General features: G+C 46.5%; 17 protein-coding genes. 13 read left to right on the forward strand and 4 right to left on the reverse strand.

All coding sequences use genetic code 11. The features are described 5' to 3' along the window. Positions 1–158: 158 nt before the first annotated feature. Complete coding sequence (locus tag ACKKE8_RS04550; RefSeq protein WP_409177116.1) at positions 159–914, forward strand: metallophosphoesterase family protein; 756 nt, start codon at positions 159–161, stop codon at positions 912–914. Positions 915–986: 72 nt separating this feature from the next. Here ACKKE8_RS04550 and ACKKE8_RS04555 read toward each other — a convergent pair whose 3' ends face one another. After that, positions 987–2,603 (reverse strand): DHA2 family efflux MFS transporter permease subunit, encoded by a 1,617-nt coding sequence (locus tag ACKKE8_RS04555; RefSeq protein ID WP_409177117.1) that lies wholly within the window; start codon positions 2,601–2,603, stop codon positions 987–989. Further along, positions 2,591–3,040, reverse strand: a complete 450-nt coding sequence (locus ACKKE8_RS04560; RefSeq protein ID WP_409177118.1) for a MarR family winged helix-turn-helix transcriptional regulator — start codon at positions 3,038–3,040, stop codon at positions 2,591–2,593. Before ACKKE8_RS04560 ends, ACKKE8_RS04555 begins: the two co-directional genes overlap by 13 nt. Positions 3,041–3,314: 274 nt before the next feature. Here ACKKE8_RS04560 and ACKKE8_RS04565 point away from each other — a divergent pair, with 274 nt between their 5' ends. The 3 genes from ACKKE8_RS04565 to ACKKE8_RS04575 all read left to right on the forward strand — a co-directional run bounded on the left by ACKKE8_RS04565 (position 3,315) and on the right by ACKKE8_RS04575 (position 5,800). After that, entirely contained in the window at positions 3,315–5,036 is a 1,722-nt protein-coding gene (locus ACKKE8_RS04565; RefSeq protein WP_409177119.1) for an amidohydrolase, read from the forward strand. A 145-nt stretch (positions 5,037–5,181) separates the two neighbouring features. Continuing rightward, the gene (locus tag ACKKE8_RS04570; RefSeq protein WP_409177120.1) at positions 5,182–5,322 is read left to right on the forward strand and encodes a hypothetical protein; all 141 of its coding nucleotides are present in this window, start codon (positions 5,182–5,184) and stop codon (positions 5,320–5,322) included. 1 nt (position 5,323) lies between these two features. Continuing rightward, positions 5,324–5,800, forward strand: a complete 477-nt coding sequence (locus tag ACKKE8_RS04575; RefSeq protein ID WP_409177121.1) for a GNAT family N-acetyltransferase — start codon at positions 5,324–5,326, stop codon at positions 5,798–5,800. Between the two features lie 72 nt (positions 5,801–5,872). Here the strand turns inward: ACKKE8_RS04575 and ACKKE8_RS04580 are convergent, their stop codons facing one another. Both ACKKE8_RS04580 and ACKKE8_RS04585 read right to left on the reverse strand, forming a co-directional pair. Then, positions 5,873–6,592: a response regulator gene (locus tag ACKKE8_RS04580; RefSeq protein WP_409177122.1), complete on the reverse strand. Its 720-nt coding sequence runs from the start codon at positions 6,590–6,592 to the stop codon at positions 5,873–5,875. A gap of 35 nt (positions 6,593–6,627) precedes the next feature. Beyond that, positions 6,628–7,791: a sensor histidine kinase gene (locus tag ACKKE8_RS04585; protein ID WP_409177123.1), complete on the reverse strand. Its 1,164-nt coding sequence runs from the start codon at positions 7,789–7,791 to the stop codon at positions 6,628–6,630. 228 nt (positions 7,792–8,019) lie between these two features. On the opposite strand from ACKKE8_RS04585, the gene ACKKE8_RS04590 reads away from it, so the two are divergent. The 9 genes from ACKKE8_RS04590 (at position 8,020) to ACKKE8_RS04630 (ending at position 19,693) form a co-directional block, all read left to right on the forward strand. Next, a complete protein-coding gene (locus tag ACKKE8_RS04590) occupies positions 8,020–8,403 on the forward strand; it encodes a MarR family winged helix-turn-helix transcriptional regulator (protein ID WP_409177124.1) in 384 nt (127 codons plus the stop codon). 38 nt (positions 8,404–8,441) lie between these two features. Beyond that, a complete protein-coding gene (locus tag ACKKE8_RS04595; protein WP_409177125.1) occupies positions 8,442–11,573 on the forward strand; it encodes an efflux RND transporter permease subunit in 3,132 nt (1,043 codons plus the stop codon). 20 nt (positions 11,574–11,593) lie between these two features. Further along, complete coding sequence (locus tag ACKKE8_RS04600; RefSeq protein WP_409177126.1) at positions 11,594–12,823, forward strand: efflux RND transporter periplasmic adaptor subunit; 1,230 nt, start codon at positions 11,594–11,596, stop codon at positions 12,821–12,823. Positions 12,824–12,829: 6 nt separating this feature from the next. After that, complete coding sequence (locus ACKKE8_RS04605; protein WP_409177127.1) at positions 12,830–12,952, forward strand: hypothetical protein; 123 nt, start codon at positions 12,830–12,832, stop codon at positions 12,950–12,952. After that, on the forward strand, positions 12,953–14,404 hold the full coding sequence (locus ACKKE8_RS04610; RefSeq protein WP_409177128.1) for a polysaccharide deacetylase family protein: 1,452 nt from the start codon (positions 12,953–12,955) through the stop codon (positions 14,402–14,404). Positions 14,405–14,563: 159 nt separating this feature from the next. Further along, positions 14,564–15,571, forward strand: a complete 1,008-nt coding sequence (locus tag ACKKE8_RS04615) for an ABC transporter substrate-binding protein (RefSeq protein ID WP_409177129.1) — start codon at positions 14,564–14,566, stop codon at positions 15,569–15,571. Positions 15,572–15,747: 176 nt separating this feature from the next. Continuing rightward, complete coding sequence (locus tag ACKKE8_RS04620; protein WP_173605832.1) at positions 15,748–16,515, forward strand: ABC transporter ATP-binding protein; 768 nt, start codon at positions 15,748–15,750, stop codon at positions 16,513–16,515. A 13-nt stretch (positions 16,516–16,528) separates the two neighbouring features. Next, on the forward strand, positions 16,529–18,406 hold the full coding sequence (locus ACKKE8_RS04625) for an FtsX-like permease family protein (protein WP_409177130.1): 1,878 nt from the start codon (positions 16,529–16,531) through the stop codon (positions 18,404–18,406). Between the two features lie 267 nt (positions 18,407–18,673). Next, complete coding sequence (locus ACKKE8_RS04630; protein WP_409177131.1) at positions 18,674–19,693, forward strand: ABC transporter substrate-binding protein; 1,020 nt, start codon at positions 18,674–18,676, stop codon at positions 19,691–19,693. The last annotated feature ends 12 nt before the right edge of the window (positions 19,694–19,705 follow it).

Genomic DNA, 19,705 nt, shown 5'->3' on the forward strand with positions numbered 1-19,705 from the left:
TGAAAATGGCATAGGAAGAGGATGCCTCTCTTCATTTGATAGAAGGGCATCCTCTTGATCTGTCACGTATACCGCCATCACTGAAATGGAGCAGGAGATCTACATAATTTTGCAGTAATACTATAAGCACAGATGCTTCGAATTTCGTAAAGGAGTATATGACCTTGAGCCAAAACAACCATTCCATCGCGGTGATCTCCGACATACACAGCAACGCTTATGCACTGGAAGCCGTGCTGCACGACATTGATTCCCGCGGTATTCAAACCATTGTGAATTTAGGCGACACTTTATTTGGACCGCTTGATCCGATCAAAACGGCAGAGCTCTTGATGGAGCGATCTCATATCACCCACATCATGGGTAATTGTGACAGATATTTACTGGAAGAGCAAATGGAGTCCATCACGTTTGATTACGTGAAGCCACTGCTGACACAAGAAATGCTCAGCTGGATCGGTTCATTCCAAAAGCAGTGGACGTTTGGTGATCTCTTGTTTTGCCATGGTACACCATTTGCCGATGATGTGTACTTATTGGAGAATGTCGCTCCATACGGGATTGACGAGAAAAGCGCAAACGCCTTGATGATCGAGCTGACAGGCATCCATCAGAAAGTCATTTTTTGCGGGCATTCGCATGTGCCCAAATCCGTATGGCTCCCAGATGGCAAGCTCGTGGTAAACCCGGGGAGCGTTGGACTTCCAGCGTATTTTGAGGAAGCGCCGTATCCGCATTCGATGGAATCGAAGACACCCCATGCCAAGTACGTCACGGTAAAACAACAAGGCGGCTCGTGGCTGGTCGAGCACGTATTGGTTCCGTATGATTTCGAGCAGGCAGCCAGAAAAGCTGAGGAAAACGGGCGCAGAGACTATGCCTATGCGATCCGAACGGGAAGAGCGGAGCTATAGCGTGTATTTTTCGAGCAGCCAGACATAGACCATGAAAAAAGGAAGAGGACAAGTGGCCTCTTCCTTTTCCTATTAAGCCTTTCCTGCTTCGCCCTCCGGCTTCTGTCCCATCTTCCCACTACGCAGTGGAATTTCCTTCAAAAACAGTGCGATGATGACAGCGATTCCGGCTACAATCGCTCCAGTCAAAAACGTAGTCGTAATCCCATAGCTCATCGCTTCTCGGATCATATCCAGCATGTGAGTAAACAGCGGTTGCAAATCCGGTGGCAGACTAGCCAGTGTGGCTTCAATTTTCGGCTGATCCAACAAATTTTGCGGATTCGTAAAGAGCGACAGCTTCTCTGCCAGAGCAGGATCGGCTGCTGCGGGATTGTTCCCTTGACCCATGGCTCCAGACAGTTGCGTCATTTTCGCAGACATGCTGGCACTCATGACGGTTCCCATAACAGCAATTCCAATGGTCCCGCCGAGGTTACGGAAGAGCTGTGACGTTGCTGTAGCGACACCCAATTGCTGTGGTGCGACTGCATTTTGCACGGTTAAGGAGAAGACCGGCATCGCAATCCCGATCCCCAATCCGAGAATGATCATGTAGATCACGAGCAAATAAATCGGTGTAGTTGGGGACATGAAATACATCAGCACCATGCCCAAGGTCATGACCAAGAGTCCGCCCAATGCCATCTTTTTATATTTTCCCGTCTTGGTCATGATTTGTCCGGCGAGTGCGGAGGTCGCGAGCATGGCAATAGACATCGGCATCGCTACATAACCGGCCATCGTCGGAGAGATGCCTTTGACCCCTTGGACAAAGAACGGCACATAAATGATTGCGCCCATCATCCCCGCGTTGAGGAAGAATCCGACCAGATTGGAGACAGTAAAAATACTGTTTTTGAACAAGCCCAGCGGAAGTACAGGCGTTTTTACTTTCATCTCAATCATAATAAACACGATCAACGCTACGATTGTGACGACAAACAAACCAATAATTTGCCACGAGCCCCAAGCGTATTTGCCCGGACCATCTCCCGCCCATGAGAAGGCGAGCAGCATCGGTACGATGGTGAGCGTCAAGAACAGCGAGCCGAAGTAGTCGACAGACTCTCCTTCTTGCTTCGGTACCTTCGGGAAATGAATCATGATCAACAGAAAGGCAATCACGCCAATCGGCAAGAAGATCCAGAACACCCAGTGCCAGTCGAGGTGATCGACGATATAGCCGCCCATCAGAGGACCAAGCACACTGGATACGCCGAAGACAGCACTCATGACTCCGCCCCATTTTGCGCGCTCGCGAGGTTCGTACAGATCACCCATGGCGGTAAAAGCAGTGGACATGATGATCCCGGCACCCGCCCCTTGAATGCCCCGATACGTAATCAGTTGAAAAATATCGGCGGAAAAACCGGACAACAAGGCTCCGATACTAAACAAGCCGATACCCGTCAAAATAAATGGTTTTCTTCCATATATATCGGAGAGCTTCCCTACTAGTACAGAAGCGACAGTGGAGGTCAGCAAATAAATCGTAATCGCCCACGAATAGTAATCCATGCCACCTAGCTTCGAAATAATACGCGGCATGGCAACCCCGATAATAGTCTGGTTGATCGCGGCGAAAAACATGGCTGTAATAATCGCGATCATAATGGTTACTTTCTTTTTCTCTGTCAGTTGTTGCAATCTGGATGCTCCTCTCTTTGTTGCTCTATATTCTTCAGAACCTGGTGATAGATGCGGACTAAGTGTTGCTTGTCTTCATCAGATACGCCTGCAAAAAACTGCTCAATCGTGCTCCTCACTACGGCTTTGTATTGCCGCAGGATATCCTTTCCTTGATCGGTTATGTCCAGTTGCACGACGCGGCGATCCGTACTGTCACGATTTCTCGTGGCATAGCCGCAAGCAATCAATTTATCAGCGAGACTCGTAACGGCTCCGGGGGTAATATTCATACGTTCTGCAATAGAAGATGCCTTCTGCGGACCGTTCATATCTAGAATTCGCAAAAGCATGGCTTGTGATCCTGATACGAGTGGGTCCAGACGCTTGTGTGACTCAGCTGAAACTTTTCGTTGGAGTTGTATATAAAGTTCTTCAAAATTGATCTGGCTTTGCATGGTACCCTCTCCTGTTTTTACTACTTAATTATATATGGAGTTAAATGTTTACCCCCTAAAACATTTACGAGTATACATCGACTCATGAAGGGAAGTCAAATTAACCTTTTTCCAATTTGACCAATTTAGTTGATCATTATGTAATCGAATTCGCCATAAATCGGGAAAATATACTAATTTTCGACCGGATTTCATGGAATTTTCAGAGTTGCGATGCTACAATCGGTTTTGGCATTCTTTTCATCTTAGATAAATAGATAGGTGGGATCTTAACGTGTTTGGGAAAAAATTAACCAGCGCATTGCTCGCCACAGCGCTGATGAGCCCGATGTCGGCTTTTGCCGCCCAAGAGACAAAACAACCAGCAGATGTCGTGCTAACCAACGGCGCGGTCTACACAGTGGACATGAAGAACAGCTGGGCAGAGGCAGTGGCCATTCGCGGTGACGAAATTGTCTTTGTCGGCGCAGATGAATATGCGAAAGCACACATCGGCAAGGATACGAATGTAATCGATCTGAAAGGCCAAATGGTGTTGCCGGGCTTTATCGACAGCCATACGCATGCGAGCAAAACGACGGGACTCATTTTCTCCATTGATTTGTTTGACGGAGGCTCTGTCGAGGAATACGTTGCGACCATCGAAAAATTCGTAAAAGAGCATCCAAACGAACCAACATTCCAAGGACGCGGCTGGAGCAATCCGGTAGTGCCTGGTATCGGTCCGCGAAAGGCAGTATTGGATAAAATCGTGCCAAAAACGCCAATTGCGCTGACCTCGGATGACGGTCACTCTCTGTGGGTGAACTCGGCAGCAATGAAGCTGGCTGGAATCACAAAGGACACGCCAAATCCTGAAGGCGGCATTATCGAGCGCGATCCGAAAACAGGAGAACCATCTGGAACGTTGCGTGAAAGTGCAATGGATCTGGTGCTGTCAAAAATCGGCGGATACACGGTACAGCAATACAAGTCCGGAATTGAAGCCTACCAAGAAAAAGCGGTTGAACGCGGCGTAACGACAGTGCGCGACCCGGATATGCTGCGCTATCCGAACGTATTGGAAGCATACGAGGAGCTCGCGAAAGAGGACAAGCTGACCATCCGTTTCCGCAATGCATTGACAGCAAATCCAGAAAAAGGACCTGAACAGGTCGCAGAATTCGTAAAAATCCGTGAGCGCAATCAAAACCCGCTATTCCAAGTCAACGCCGTTAAAATCTTCTTGGATGGTGTTGTAGAAGGTGCTACCGCTTACTTGGAAAAACCGTATGTCCATAAAGAAACACACGGAGAATTAATCTGGAAGCAAGAGGTTTACAACCAAACAGCTACCGCAGTAGACAAGGCAGGCTTCCAATTGCATGTCCATTCTATCGGGGACGCTTCTACCCGCATCGCACTGGACGGTATGGAGCTCGCTGAAAAACAAAATGGTAAGCACGATGCTCGCCACTCGCTCGTTCACTTACAACTGGTCAATGAATCAGATATCGAGCGCTTCAAAAAGCTGGGTGCAGTCGGAATCGTGCAGCCGTTCTGGTTTATGCAGGAAGAGGGCTACTACGATGAGATCGAAGTACCGTACTTGGGCCGCGAACGCGCAGAGAAAGAATACCCGATGAAGAGCTTCCTGAATAAAGGAGTGCATATAGCTTCTTCGTCTGACTACATCGTAACGCCAGAATTCAATCCACTGCACGGCATTCAACAAGGCATTACGCGGATCGAGGACGGTGTAACCGATCCGAGCAAAATTGCCAACCCAGACGAACGTGCGACGCTTGCGGAAATGATCGCCAGCTTCACGATTGATGGTGCTTACGCCAACCACGTGGATGACATCACAGGCTCGATCGAAGTCGGCAAGAAGGCAGATCTCATCGTGCTCGATAAAAACTTGTTTAAAATTCCGGCCACTCAAATCAAGGATGCGAAAGTTGTGCTGACCTTGGTTGAAGGGAAGGAAGTCTATCGTCAAAAGGAAGCAAAGTAAGAGAGGAAAAATGGTCGTCCATTGCGATGACCATTTTTTTGTGCAATCGAATCTGCTGACAGAGTAGGTCCGGAAAGGATTCTTGTCTATCTTTGAGGAATAATTCATACGATTCAGATTCGAGCAAATGCTGGAGGTGTCCGCTTTGACCCAAACAGGAGGAATCAAAACGATCAAACTGGAGATGAACGTAGGAGGCAATCCATTCGTCGTCCACACCGCAGTGCTATGGGATGAGAATGAAGCCATTCTTGTGGATATCGTAGTAAAGGAAAGGAACGATTAATATGAACATCCGCAGAGCAAAAGGACACGAAGCAAGCGAACTGAGCGAGCTAGCTTATCGCTCCAAAGCTTATTGGGGATACAGTGATGAATTCATGGAGGCCTGTCGCGACGACCTGACGCTGTCACCCGCCTATATCGAGAAACACGAAGTATATGTGCTAGAGGATGACGGCAGCATCAAGGGCTTTATGAGTCTGGAAAAGGATGCCGAGCAAGAGCAGTGGCTATTAGGCTTTTTGTTCATGGAACGGGAGGCAGTAGGAAAAGGTTACGGAAAGGCTCTGTGGCAGCATATGGTAGAGGTGGCACAAAAGCTGAATATCCCAGTCATCAACATCCATAGTGACCCGTACGCAGAACCGTTTTACTTGTCGAGAGGGGCAAAGCGAGTAGGAGAAATCGTGTCTACCGTTTTCCCAGGCAGAATATTGCCGTTGTTGGAAGTGGAAATCGAAAAGGTACAGAGTATGGAATAGCTGCAGTCTATTCCAATCAGTATCAACGCTCAAGCATGCATTAACATGCTTGGGCTTTTTACGTTTCCTTCCTTATTTCACGATTTTATACCGGATCGCCTTGGCAACTGCCTGTGTACGATCTTCTACGCCCATTTTCTGCAAAATCCGATGGATATGCGTCTTGACGGTTCCTCCTGAGATAAGCAAGTGCTGCGCAATTTGATCGTTCCGTTTGCCGTGGGATAGCTGCTCAAGTACGTCCCGCTCTCGAGCGGTCAACTGATCAAACATGACAAGGGGTGGAAGCGCAGAGTCAAAGTCAGCATCAGAGTCAGAATGAGAGGCAGACTCGTAATTCTTTTGTTGAAACTGTAGGGCGTCCGCTAGAGCCTTGGCAGCTGTAGCCGTGTAGAACAATGCCTCTCCCTGGTGGGCCCTGCGAATGAGGTCCAACATCTCCTGTGAATCGGAATCCTTTAGCATATAGCCGACAGCACCAGCGCGAATACCGTCTACGATGTAATCGTACGTGTCAAAGGTTGTGAGGATTAATACTTTTATCGAAGGATGGAGTCGAGTGATTTCTCGTGTTGCATCGATTCCTGACATATTCGGCATTTGTACATCCATTAAGACTACATCAGGAATGATTTCTCCCACGATCTTCACGGCTTCTTCTCCATTGGAAGCCTCTCCGCTTACTTCCATATCCTTCTGCATTTTGATGACATATCCCAACCCTTGACGGATCATCGTTTGGTCATCGACCAGGACCACACGAATGGTCTCTTTTTTGTTTTGATTTTCCATGCTGGCATTCCTCCGTATCTATCGCAATTTGCTTATCAAAGCGGAAAGCTGATGTCAATTTGAAAGCCGTGGGGCTCTCGAATGGAATAGGAAAGGTCTCCATTTAATTGCTTCGTTTGCTCTACAATACCAGTTAAACCAGAGCCCAGCTTGATTTGATGGTGTTTCGTAATATTCCCATTGTCCCAAATAGCCAGGAATAGGTAATTTTGCTTTTTTTCAATCGTGATGAAAATCTCTGTTGCATCCGAATGTCGTATGGAATTGGTAATAGCTTCTTGGAGAATCCGGTAAAGCGTAATGGTCATCTGCTGTGAGAGCGGAATATCCGGATTGGGACTAATCAACTGCATTTTGATGTCGGTATGCTGTTGGGCTCGTGATAAGAGTATACGCAGCGGTGTGATTCCTAGAGAGGATTTGTCTGCTGCTAATGTATGTACAGACGAGCGTATATCATCGAGGCTTTGCTTGGATACCGTAAGCATATCTCGGACAGCCTCCTGTGCGTCACTCGGTCCTCCTTGCAGCATGTATTTCAAGGCATTCAATTGAACGATTAACGATGTGAGACTGTGTCCCAAGGCGTCGTGAACATCGCGGGCGATTCTGGTCCTCTCCTCGAGGACAGCGGCACGAAGTGTATTCACAGAGGCCTCTTGAAGTTCAGAATGGGCTTCCTGGAGTTCAACATGCGCCTTTTGCAATTGTTTAAGATGCTGCTGACTCGATTCCTTTGCTTGATTTTGAAGAGAAAATCCTCGTGCACCGATATACCATCCGATATAGGTCACGATATAGCCTATTACCTCCTCAAAAATATAGTCTCCATAAAAGTACATGAAAGAAAAGGAGCATACGCCAAAAAAAGTCGCATAGTACAATGCTCGGCGTTCAAGAATGTGAAAACCAATAAAAGCTACCAATGGCAAGGATAGACCGATCTCTTCTCCTACATATAGAACCTTTATAAATGACACGGTACCAAGAACGATAATGGCGATGTCTTTTTGAAAAGGTCTCCAGTTTTTTTGGGGCCTGAGAAACATCAGCAGGAAGCAGAAGATGATGATCAGAGTGATGATAAATGGAATGGCGGGTTCATGCATGTAAGCATTTGGAATGAGAAAAAATGAGATCAATACAAAAAAACAAATGAGCAGGAAACGGGAGCGTAAAGATGCAGTTGAAGCGTTCAAGAAGACAACCTCCTTTCTTGGAATACGTACCCATTATAGTTTCATTTTAGCATGCGCTGTCGTCTATCTCCGGGTGTACGGTCTTCTATCTCTGGATAGATAAAATCAAATTCCATAAATTGACTACCTGATAGACTTCGGGGACGAATCGTATAAGTACAATGTGATCTGTGGAGGGGAATTCCCCGATCGATAGTCCGAAAAATAGACAATGGGTAGGAGGCTTTTATGAACGAACTGTTTCAGTTAGCGAAGATTCTAAGGGATACGAGCACCGAATTTTCCACGCTTTCCATGCAAGCATTGGATTCAAGTGATATCACCTGGCAACAAGTTCTCATTCTGGAGCAAATCGCGATCAGCCCGAAAACAATGGGAGAAATCAGCAAGGCGATTGATCTTTCATATAGTACGACCTCAGGCTTAATTAGTCGGCTGGAACAGATGAACTTGGTGCGCAGATTCCGTGATAAATCGGATCGGAGAATTGTGTGGGCAGCATTGACGGAGCGTGTACCAGCGAATTGGGCGGAACAAGAAGGAAGTGCTTGCACACCTACATCGTTGCATTCCTTGCGCGCGCTTATTTTGGAGAAAGAAATTCTGAGCTGATACACTGAGCTCCCCATAAACGAAGAGGTGAGAAAATTTTGAATATATCTGAACTTTCCATTAAACGCCCGGTCACGATGATTATGATATCCGTAGCCATCTTCATTTTTGGTTTGGTTACCTTTCCCCGCTTGGCTATTGAATTGATGCCATCGCTGTCTGCTCCGGTCGCCGTAGTTGTTACCTCTGTTGAGGGGGCGGCTCCAGCTGAGGTAGAAAAGCTCGTTACCAAACCGATCGAAAATGCATTAGGCACGGTTCCGAATTTAGACAAGGTCACATCGACCTCTGTTAACGGCTCCTCCTCGGTCATCCTCCATTTCAAGTGGGGAACAAACATGGATCAAGCCACGCTGAATATGCGAGATAAAGTAGATTTGGTCCGTGGGAGCTTGCCTGAATCAGCTGGTTCACCAAGGGTATTGAAATTTGATCCGACAAGCCAGCCGATAATTGATCTGGCTGTAACTGGCGATCAAGATGTCAACAAACTGAAAAAAATCGCGGATGATGTCATTAAGACCCGCCTGGAACGAATTAACGGTGTTGCTTCTGTCACTGTTACTGGTGGGCAAGAGCGAATTGTTGACATCATCGTGGACCCAGCCAAACTAGGTGCCTATGGATTGACATTGGATCAAATAAAGGCAGCACTAGAAAACAGTAATGTATCCGGATCAGCTGGTGCGATACGGGAAGGTGACGCAAAGTCGAGTATTCGCGTGCAAGGAGAATTCACCAATGTGGACACCATTGCACTCACTCCGATCTCTGTCGGTGGGAGCTTCATCCGATTGAGTGATATTGCCAACGTAACAGACACCATCAAAGAAGTGACCGAGCTGAGCTACATTGATGGAAAGCCGAGCTTGGGAATTGCCGTGATGAAAGGCACCGGTGGCAATACGATCAAAATCGCAAAAGACGTAAAGGCTGAGCTGGAGAAGATTAATAGCACGCTTCCAGCAAATGTAGAAACAAGTATCGTTATGGATACCTCTACATATATCCAGAGTTCCGTTGATAACACGGTAGTACATGCTCTTGCAGGTGGTGCCATTGGCGTACTCATGCTGTTCTTCTTCTTGGGCAGTCTGTCGTCTATGCTCATTGCGGTCATTGTCCTGCCTGTATCGATCATATCAACCTTCCTCTTGATGTATATGACAGGTCAAACAATCAACTTGATTTCCCTGGCAGGTCTCACGCTCGGATTGGGATCATTAGTGGACTTCGCGGTTGTTATGCTGGAAAACATTTTCCGTCAGCGGGAACAAGGCAAGGGTATGATGGAAGCGGCATTGGTCGGTTCCAAAGAAGTGGGAACCGCGGTGATGGCATCCGCATTGGCACAAATTTGCGTATTCTTACCAATTGCGTTGACAGAGGGTATTGTTGCTGAGCTCTTCGCACCGTTGGCATTGACGGTCGTTTTCTCACACATCGCAGCACTCGTTTTCACTTTCTTGCTGGTACCGATGATGAGTGCTCGCATGTTAAAAACTGTACCGGAGCACACGAATCACGAAAACTATCGAGGCTTCAATCCACTCATCTGGTTTAATATCGGATTCCATAAAGTGGAGAAGGGCTATCAAAGAGTGCTCAAATGGGCATTGGGTCATCGAAAAACGGTGATTGGATCTGCTTTTGCCATGTTGATTGGATCATTGATGCTCGTTCCATCTCTCGGAGCAGGGTTTTTCCCAGATATGGACCAAGGATTAATCCAGGTAGAGATTAAGCTGCCAAAGGGTACCGTCTTGACGGAAACTGAAAAAGTCATGAAGCAAGTAGAAGAAGTGGTCAATCAAGTACCAGAAAAGAAATTGGTCAAGTCCTCGGTCGGGGGTGGCGACGGTATTTCAGAGAGCGGTGCATCTACTTCTCATAACGCAACGATCGAACTGCACGTAGGAGAGATTTCTACGAGACAGCGATCAACAGAGGAAATTGCTGTGGGCCTGCAAGAGCAAGTCAAGCATATTGCAGGAGCCGATATCAAGGTGAAATCCCTTTCCGGTGGTATGGGGGGCGGAGCAGCCATCTCGATTGAAATTCGCGGAGATGATCTGGACGTCTTAACGGAACTGAGCGAGATTGTGAAAGGGGAAATAGCCAAGGTACCGGGAACGATGAACGTATCTACCAGTGTTCAGGAAATGAGTCAGGAGTTCGATGTGAAGGTCAATACAGAGAAGGCGAGCTTGTACGGATTGACAACGAATGAAATCCTTTCTGCTGTTCGAACTTCTTTCCAAGGTCAAACGGTTACCCAGTATCGTACGGGCGAAGATGAAATTGATATCAATCTCAAGCTGCCAGCAGACTATAAGGAAGATATCAATTACTTGAAGAACCTGCGCATTTCCACGCCAACGGGCGCTCAAATCAGTCTCACTTCCGTTGCGACCATTAGCAAAGTCGAAGTACCACCATCGATTGAGCGCAAAAACATGACGCGCGAAGTGACGGTCACAAGCGATTTGATCGGGGATAACCTGCAAGCGGCAGCGACGGAGGTTACGAATATCATCAATAAGCTGAATGTTCCGGACGGATACACCATCGAAATGGGCGGGCAGAGCGAGGATATGGGAAATTCTTTTGTGAATCTGGGTCTCGCGATTGTCTTGTCCGTCGTGCTTGTGTACATGGTCATGGCTGCTCAGTTTGAATCCCTTTTCAGTCCATTTATCATCATGTTCTCGGTTCCTCCGAGCCTTACTGGGGTCATATTGGGGCTTTTGTTTACAGGCACGCCTATTACTGTATCTGTTTTGATCGGGTACATTTTGCTGATCGGTCTGGTCGTGAACAATGCGATTGTATTAATCGATTTGATCAATCAGTTGCGTGAAAAGGGTTGGGAGTTACATGAAGCGATTTTACATGCAGGACCTGCTCGTTTGCGTCCGATTCTGATGACAACCCTCACGACGATTATGGCCATTGCTCCGCTCTCTGTTGCTGCGGGGTCTGGTTTAGAACTGCAAGCGCCAATGGCTACTACTGTCATGTATGGTTTGATTTTCTCTACCATGATCACGCTCATACTCGTACCTGTGGTTACCGTATGGTTTGATGAGATGGGGCAGAAGAGACGCAACAAACGCAAGCAAAAACAGGAAAAGAGAATGATTACCACTTTGGAATCGAAAAACGCATGAGAAAAGAGGAGGAACCATTCATGATCATAAATAAAAGAATCGCGATTGTGGCGCTACTCTCCCTTACCTTGATCACAGGCTGCTCAAGCCAGGAGAATGCAGCGACGACTGCTGCCCAACCAGAAGAAACGGTTACCCCTGTACAGGTTGCAACAGTGGCACAAGGCGTGGTCACATCTGAGGCTGGACTGACTGCAAAATTGGCACCGAGTGAGGAAGTTCAAATGTCACCAAAAACCGGTGGGAAAATTGCGTCTCTACCCGTAAAGCTGGGTCAGCCCGTAACAAAAGGACAATTATTGTTTACACTCGATACGAATGAGCTGTCCAACAGCGTAAGAGAACAAGAAGCAGCTCTCCGTGTGGCAAAAGCGAATTTATCCCAGGCAGGCAGCACCTCTAATCAAGGCTTGGTGGAAGCGCAAAATGATTTGACGGAAGCAGAACGAGGGCTTGCTGACGCAAAACTGAATCAACAACGTAATCAGCAGTTATTTTCACAGGGAGCGATTGCTGCTGAGAAAATGGATGAGGCCAATACAACGCTCACAAAAGCCCAAATTTCCTATGACAATGCAAAGCAGAAGCTGCAAGGCGCAAAACAAAAAACAGGTGTGCAAGTATCGGCAGCGAGTGTAACGGAGTCCGAGGTCAGACTGCAAAATGCTCGTGAGCAATTGGCGAATGCAACGGTTGTCTCCCCAATCGATGGATTTGTCGCAAGCGTGACTGGAGCAGTAGGGCAGATGGCAGGCCAGCAACCCATTGTGACCGTCGTCAAAACGAATCCACTTGTGGTCAAAGCGAATTTGTCCGAAGCAGATGTGACGAAAGTAAAAGTAGGAACAGTCGTGAAAGTAAACGTGCAGTCTACAAGCAAAACGATTGATGCAAAAGTAACGGCGATTAGTCCAGTCATGGATTCGCAGCTCAAAGCCTATCCAGTAGAAATCACGATCCCGAATGCTTCCAATGAATTGAAGTCCGATATGGTCGTGAATGTTACCTTCCCGCAAGGTTCAGAAGGAGCGAAGTCACTGGTCATTCCTCGCAAGGCGGTATTTGATCGTGAAGGCAGACAATATGTGTTCAAGCTGGAAGGGGAAACAGCCAAGCAAGTGGAAGTGTCGACGGGTAACTCGACAAGCGAGTTGATTGAAGTAGTATCCGGCCTAGCGAATGGAGATAAAGTCGTGGTAAAAGGACAGACTCTGCTTGCAGATGGCGGCAAGGTGAGTATTCAGGAGTAAGCAGAAATGGAAGAAAAAGAGGCGGAGCAGATCCGCCTCTTTTTGTTATCAAATGGAAAGATTATGTACTCTACCAAAATTGCCAAACAGAGTATAATTTTAGCTATGGCAGTTGATAAGGAGTCCTGAATGATTATTTCCACCAAACTGTGCAAAGGAATTGCACTGCTCATGGCAATTCTACTCGTCTCCGGATGCTCGATGTCTGCGAGCAAAGATGAATCCACTGAGCGCCAGAAGATAGAGAAGAAACAGAAAATCACCCGATACACAGGTGAAAAAAGTAAGGCGCTGTCTCACGTATACACGGGGCGCAAGGAACTAGCTCTGACGTTTAACGGCATGGGCGACGATAAGATGATGAAAAGTCTTTTGGAGCAGCTAGATACTCATAAGATCAAAGCAACCTTTTTTCTCCCAGGCATGCGTGTCGCCGAGGAACCAAACATCGCCAAAGACATTTTGGCCCGCGGTCATGAAATCCAAAATAACACACTGAATCAACTGGACATGAGCAAGCTCAGCTACGAGCAGATTTTTCGAGAGATGCAGTTAAGTAATGAGGTAATCAAACGCGAGACGGGTATTTCGCCACGCTATGTGCGAACCAAATCAGGCGATGTGACGGATGACGTTCGTTTGGCAGCCGCCCATCTCGGGATGGAAGCGGTCGTCAGCTACAACATCAATCCGAAGGACCGTGATTTGCAAAAAGACGCCAAAACCATCGGAGATTACATAGCTCGCTACATGTCCAGAGGTAGCATTATTTCACTCAATACAGACATCAATCCCGAAGTAATTCCTGCCATTCCATTGATCGCCAAGGCAGCAGCGGATATCGGCTACCAGTTTGTCCCGCTCAGTGAGATGGTGAAAAACGGCGGTGAACGCAAGCCGCTGGAACAAATACCAGGCTTTGACGCTGCAAAACTGAATCCACAATTCGAAAATGCCAAGTATGAGCTCGTCTATCAAGTCGACACAAATAAAAAACAGATCGCGTTAACCTTTGACGACTGGGGAAGCGACAAAACCGTAACGAAACTATTAGACATTTTGGCAGAGCATGATGTCAAAGCGACCTTCTTTTTGCGGGCAAAAGGGGTGGAGAACAATCCGAATTTGGCGAGAGCGATGGTGGAGAGTGGTCATGATGTGGCAAACCATTCTTATAGCCATCCGGTCATAACGACACTGACAGCGGAAGAATTGCAGAAGGACGTGGTTAAAGCACACCAGGTCATTACCGAAGCGATTCAACAGCAGCCTGTCATGCTGTTCCGTCCGCCGACTGGCGTAGTAGACGATCATACAGCCAAAGTGATTGCAGCCACGGGTTACAAGGTTATTGCGTTGTACGATGTCACCACATTGGATTGGGACAAGAAAAACAGTGCCCAAGATATTGTAAATGGCGTTATGAGCAAGACGAAAAATGGCAGTGTCATTTTGCTGCATATGCTCGATGACATCCACACGACTGAGGCACTCCCGATTGTACTGGAAAGTTTGAAAAGCAAAGGCTACACCTTTGTAAAGATGGACGATATGATCAAACAAAGCCGCTCCGGCAACTAATCCCTTTCTGAGAAAGGGATTTTTTTTGCCTATTTTCACAAGGCTCGGGCGATTGACAGTAAAAATACTCTTTGTTATAGTTTTTGCGATAATGATAATCAATATCGATTGCAGCATTACTTACATCTACCTTACAGACGTACATAAGGGAGGCTCATCATGCTTACGAATAAACCAGTAAAAGCTGTCCTTGCTGTCATTTTTGTGTTCTCGCTTTTTTTGACAGCATGCGGTGGAGCAAATACGGCAATGCCAGCACCGGCGACGGAGTCTGCTTCCAAGCCAACTGACAAGTCAACAGAAGCCCCTACTGAGAACAAAATGCGCACCATCGAAACACCAAAAGGGACGATTCAAATCCCTGACAAGCCACAACGTATTGTGACCGACTACTACGCAGGCGAGTTGATTGCAGTAGGCGGAAACGTCATCGGTGCAGAGACGGAAGCTTTCAAAAGCCCGTTTACCGTCGAACAATTAAAAAATGCGCAGGACGTAGGTAGCCCGCGGATCAATGTGGAGAAAACGTTAGAGCTCGCTCCTGATCTCATCGTCGTCATGTATGATGACAATTATGAAGCCTTGTCCAAAATCGCTCCAACCGTTTATCTCCCGTACGGTACGGCGACAAACATTTACGATACGGTCAAATTGTTCGGAGAAGTGGTTGGCGATAAAGAAAAGGCAGACAAGTTCATTGCAGACTTTGACAAGAAGGCTGCCTGGGGCCGTGAAAAGTTGAAAGGCATCGTGGATGAGAATGCGACTGTCGGTCTCTACGAGCTGACCAACAAAGGAGATTTGTGGATCTTCGGTGACAACGCAGGACGCGGTGGTCAAACGGTGTACAATGCATTGAAACTGAAAATGCCGCACGCAGACAAATCCAAAGAGCAAACCGTACAGCTGTCCATGGAAACCTTGCCAGAATATGCGGCGGATTACATGTTCGTGACTTTCTACAACCCGGACAAAAATAGCGAAGCCTTGAAAACCTTACAGGAGTCCGCTGTCTGGAAAGTCACCCCTGCTGCCAAAAACAATCAAATTTTCTACAACGACTACGATACATTCTATCGCTATGACCCAATCGCGATCACAGCCCATATTGATATGTTCGTAGATATGCTAATCAAAAGGCACGAAGAGAACAAAAGTAAAAAATAGCTTACAATGCAAGTCATCCCTCGCCGGATGGCTTTTTTTCGTCTCACGTAATAAACCTTACAAAATGTAAAGAAAACTGTAAGGAACATCAATAGCTCCTATTCTGGAATTTGGTTACAGTTAGTAGCGACGGAAACAATGAACGCTAGCCAATAGATAGAATGGAGGAACGTAGAATGAGTACTGCTGTACTAGAAGTGAAAGACGTTCAAAAAATATATGGGACAAAAGGTGAAAGCCAGTCGCATGCCTTAAAAGGCGTGTCGATGACCATAGACAAAGGAGAGTTCGTGGGAATCATGGGGCCATCCGGTTCGGGTAAAACGACTCTGCTCAACGTGATTTCCACACTGGATCGTCCAACGGAAGGCTTTATTGAAATTGCGGGAACGAACATTACACAGATGAAGCGTAACCAGCTCGCAGATTTTCGCTCGCAAAAGCTCGGTTTTATCTTTCAAGATTTCAATCTGCTAGAGAATTTGTCCGTGTATGAGAACATTGCATTGCCGCTGTCTCTGCAAGGTGTCCCTTCCAAAGAGATCAGCAACAAAGTAAGTAAAGTAGCACAAACACTCGGGATCGAAGAGATTTTGCAAAAATATCCGGTTCAAATTTCCGGGGGACAAAAACAACGCGCCGCAGCAGCACGCGCACTTGTGCATGATCCTGCGATTTTGCTGGCGGACGAACCGACGGGCGCCCTCGATTCGAAGAATGCGAAAAGCTTGCTGGAAACGATGACAGATTTGAATGAGAACCACCAAGTATCAATCATGATGGTTACGCATGATGCTTTTTCTGCGAGTTATTGCAAACGTATCTTGTTCATTCAGGACGGAAAGCTGTATACCGAGATTCAACGTACGGGGGATCGTCAGCAATTTTTTAAACAAATTCTGGATGTACTGGCCGAGCTAGGTGCATCACATGATGTACGCTAGGAGGTAACCTTTCATGCTTTTAAAGCTATCCTTGTCCAGTATGCGGAAGATGATGAAGGACTATCTGGTTCTGCTCGTGGGTCTGGTCATCTCCATTTCGATTTTTTATATGTTCCAGACGCTAGCCCTCAATTCTGATTACACGAAAAACAACTCGATGATCTCTTCGATTCAGATCGTTTTCAATGTAGGGGCGTTCCTGCTGGCGTTTATCACGATTTTTTACATCTTCTATGCCAACTCATTCCTACTCTCGCTACGGCGCAAAGAGCTCGGAATGTACATGGTCTTAGGGGCGAAGAAGGGGAAAATCAGCCAGATTTTGTTCCTGGAAACATTGACGATGGGGATCATTTCCTTGGTAATCGGTAGTCTGGTTGGTATTGCGCTTGCAAGCGGTATCGGCGTCTTGCTCATGAATATGCTGGAGATATCGACAGATGGGTACTATCCTTTTTATCTGCCAGCGTTTTGGATGACATGGGGATTCTTCCTCATCCTGTTTATCATCACATCCACGATCAATGCGACTCGTTTGGCTCGTGCAACTGAGCTCGCTCTCATCCGTGCCGAGCAACAAAATGACAAAATCAAGTCAAAAGGAATCGGAGCGGTTTTAGTCGCTATCCTTGGAGTTATCCTGTTGGCTCTGGGCTATACATGCTTGCACTTGATTATGTACCTGCAAGCACTCGGCTTTGTCGTCGGGGCTATCTCATGCACAATCGGGACGTATTTGATTTTCATCTCGTTGCTGCCCGTTCTTGTACAGGCTTTAAAGAAAAATAAAAAGCTGAATGATAGCAAGTTGAACGCATTCACCTTTGCTCAGCTGCGCTTTCGGGTGAACAACCTGACCAAAATCCTTGGTACAGTAGCAATGTTAATCGGTCTCGGTGTCGGGGCGATGGCAGGGGGCTTGGCGTTCCAGCAAAACGTTAATTTGTTTACTACGGTGTTCCATGTGTATGACGTGAATCTGCATGATCCGGTTGATGCGGATTACCAGGCATTGAAAAAAATGAACGTCCTGGAGCAAAATACGTATCGATACAAAGTCGACGACAAGGCGTATTACTACTTGAAGGAAGACTTGCTGGCAAATCCGCTGCAGATTTCCACGAACAGCATTCAAAATTACTCTGCTGACAACAAGCCAAAACTTGTGACGGATCCGCTTCCGAAAGAGACGTATATCGTAAGTGCGTCAAAAGAAGACAAAGGTAACTACGATGCTATTCCTGAGGATTGGGACAAAGCAATATTCACCAATTTTATCAACTACCAGATGATTGAGAGCAAATCTGTTCTGGTTGTGGATCAGGCGACGTATGAGAAAACCGCCGGAAGTGAACACAAGGTTCTCCTTGCCCAGGTAGATGACTATTTGAAATACACGCAGGAATTAAAAGCAATGGATGAACGTCAAAAGCAAATGATTGGGTCTATCACAAATGTGGAAGCGAAAGACGTATACACATCTTCTAAATACAGCACGTATGCGAGCATGTATATTTTTACAAGCGGGACGATGTTCATGGGCTTCTTCCTCGGAATTGCCTTCCTGGCGATGATGGCGAGCTGCCTGATGTTCAAAATCTTGTCCGGTGCTTCTCGTGACAAAGACCGTTACAGCATGCTGCGAAAAATCGGCGTACGTCAATCGTTGCTGGTAGGTTCGATTTATAAAGAGCTGTTCATGGTATTCATTTTCCCGGCGATCATCGGTCTGATGCACGTATTAATCGGTATGGAGATGTTCTCGTTCATCCTCTTGGATCCGTATCTGAACATCTGGATTCCAACGCTGATTTTCGTTGTGATCTATGCGATTTACTATTACATCACGGTTCGGCTTTATCGTGGAATTGTGTTGCCAAAAGAAGCGTAAATCATCAATCCTCCTCATTTGAGGGGGATTTTTTTGTCTTTTAAGCGGAGCAGTTGTGGGGTGGAAGAAGCCTTGGTTAAATAACTTGAAAGTGACTTCAAGATGCTACTTCCAGATCAACACAGTTGGAAAACAGAAAAAATTAGCACATTCCTCCGTTGACAAAGATAATGATAATCATTATCATAATCTACTGGAAGCTATGTCCATCATGCAACATCCTTTATCATTCGATGTAACACCCAGAAAAATAAGGGGGAAATTTTTATGCGTCTTATGAAATTACCAGTGATGCTTGTATTTTTGTCTGCGATGCTGCTACTCGCTGCTTGCGGCAATGCAGGGTCAACTGCACAATCTGGTTCCAACCAAGCTGCTACCGCTCAGCCTGACGCGGCGAAGCCGGCTGAAGAGCAAGTGCGGACAGTGAAGCACATGATGGGAGAGTCGACTATCAAAGGCACTCCTAAGCGTATCGTTGCATTGGAATGGAGCTCAGCAGAGCATTTGTTGGCTCTAGGTATTCAGCCTGTAGGGATTGCAGATATTCCTAATATGAAAAAATGGGTGAAACTCCCTGTGGAGATTGCTCCAGAAGTAGTGGATGTAGGGAGTCGTACTTCCCCAAACCTGGAATCGATCATGATGTTGAAGCCAGATTTGATTATCGGTATTAAACGAAATGTAGAAGCGAATTACGACGAAATGAGCAAAATTGCCCCAACGATTGCTTTTGATACGAATCCGGCTGAAGGTCAAGGATCACAGTATGATCGAATGATCGAGATCTTCAAGCAAATTGCGGATATCACAGGTAAAAATGCAGAGGCCGAAACGGCTTTGAAAGACCTCGACAAGACTTATGCGGAAGCAAAAGAAAAGCTGGCCAAAGTTGGTGCAGATAAAGTTCCATTTGTCCTCGCGATGGGCTACAGCAGTCAAAATGCGGTAGAATTCCGTTTGTCTACGGATAACTCTACAGCAGCAAGCATCTTGATTAATATTGGTCTGACAAATAAGTATAAGCCTAAGAAATTTGAGCAAACAGGAATGACACTGGCAGATGTGGAGGCACTTCCAGCGTTGCAGGATGCGAATTTCCTCCATATCATTCAAAATGATGACAACGTGATTGAAAATCAATTGAAGAACAACCCTGTTTGGAACGGTCTTACTTTTGTGAAAGAAAATCGCGTCTATGCTCTGGGCGGAGATCTGTGGCCGTATGGTGGTACCATGTCTGCAAAGATTCTCGCGAATAAAGCTGTTGATCTGTTGGCAAAATAATGAGTTTAGCCA

The sequence above is a fragment of the Brevibacillus fortis genome (assembly GCF_046196545.1).
Lineage (GTDB): Bacteria > Bacillota > Bacilli > Brevibacillales > Brevibacillaceae > Brevibacillus > Brevibacillus fortis_A.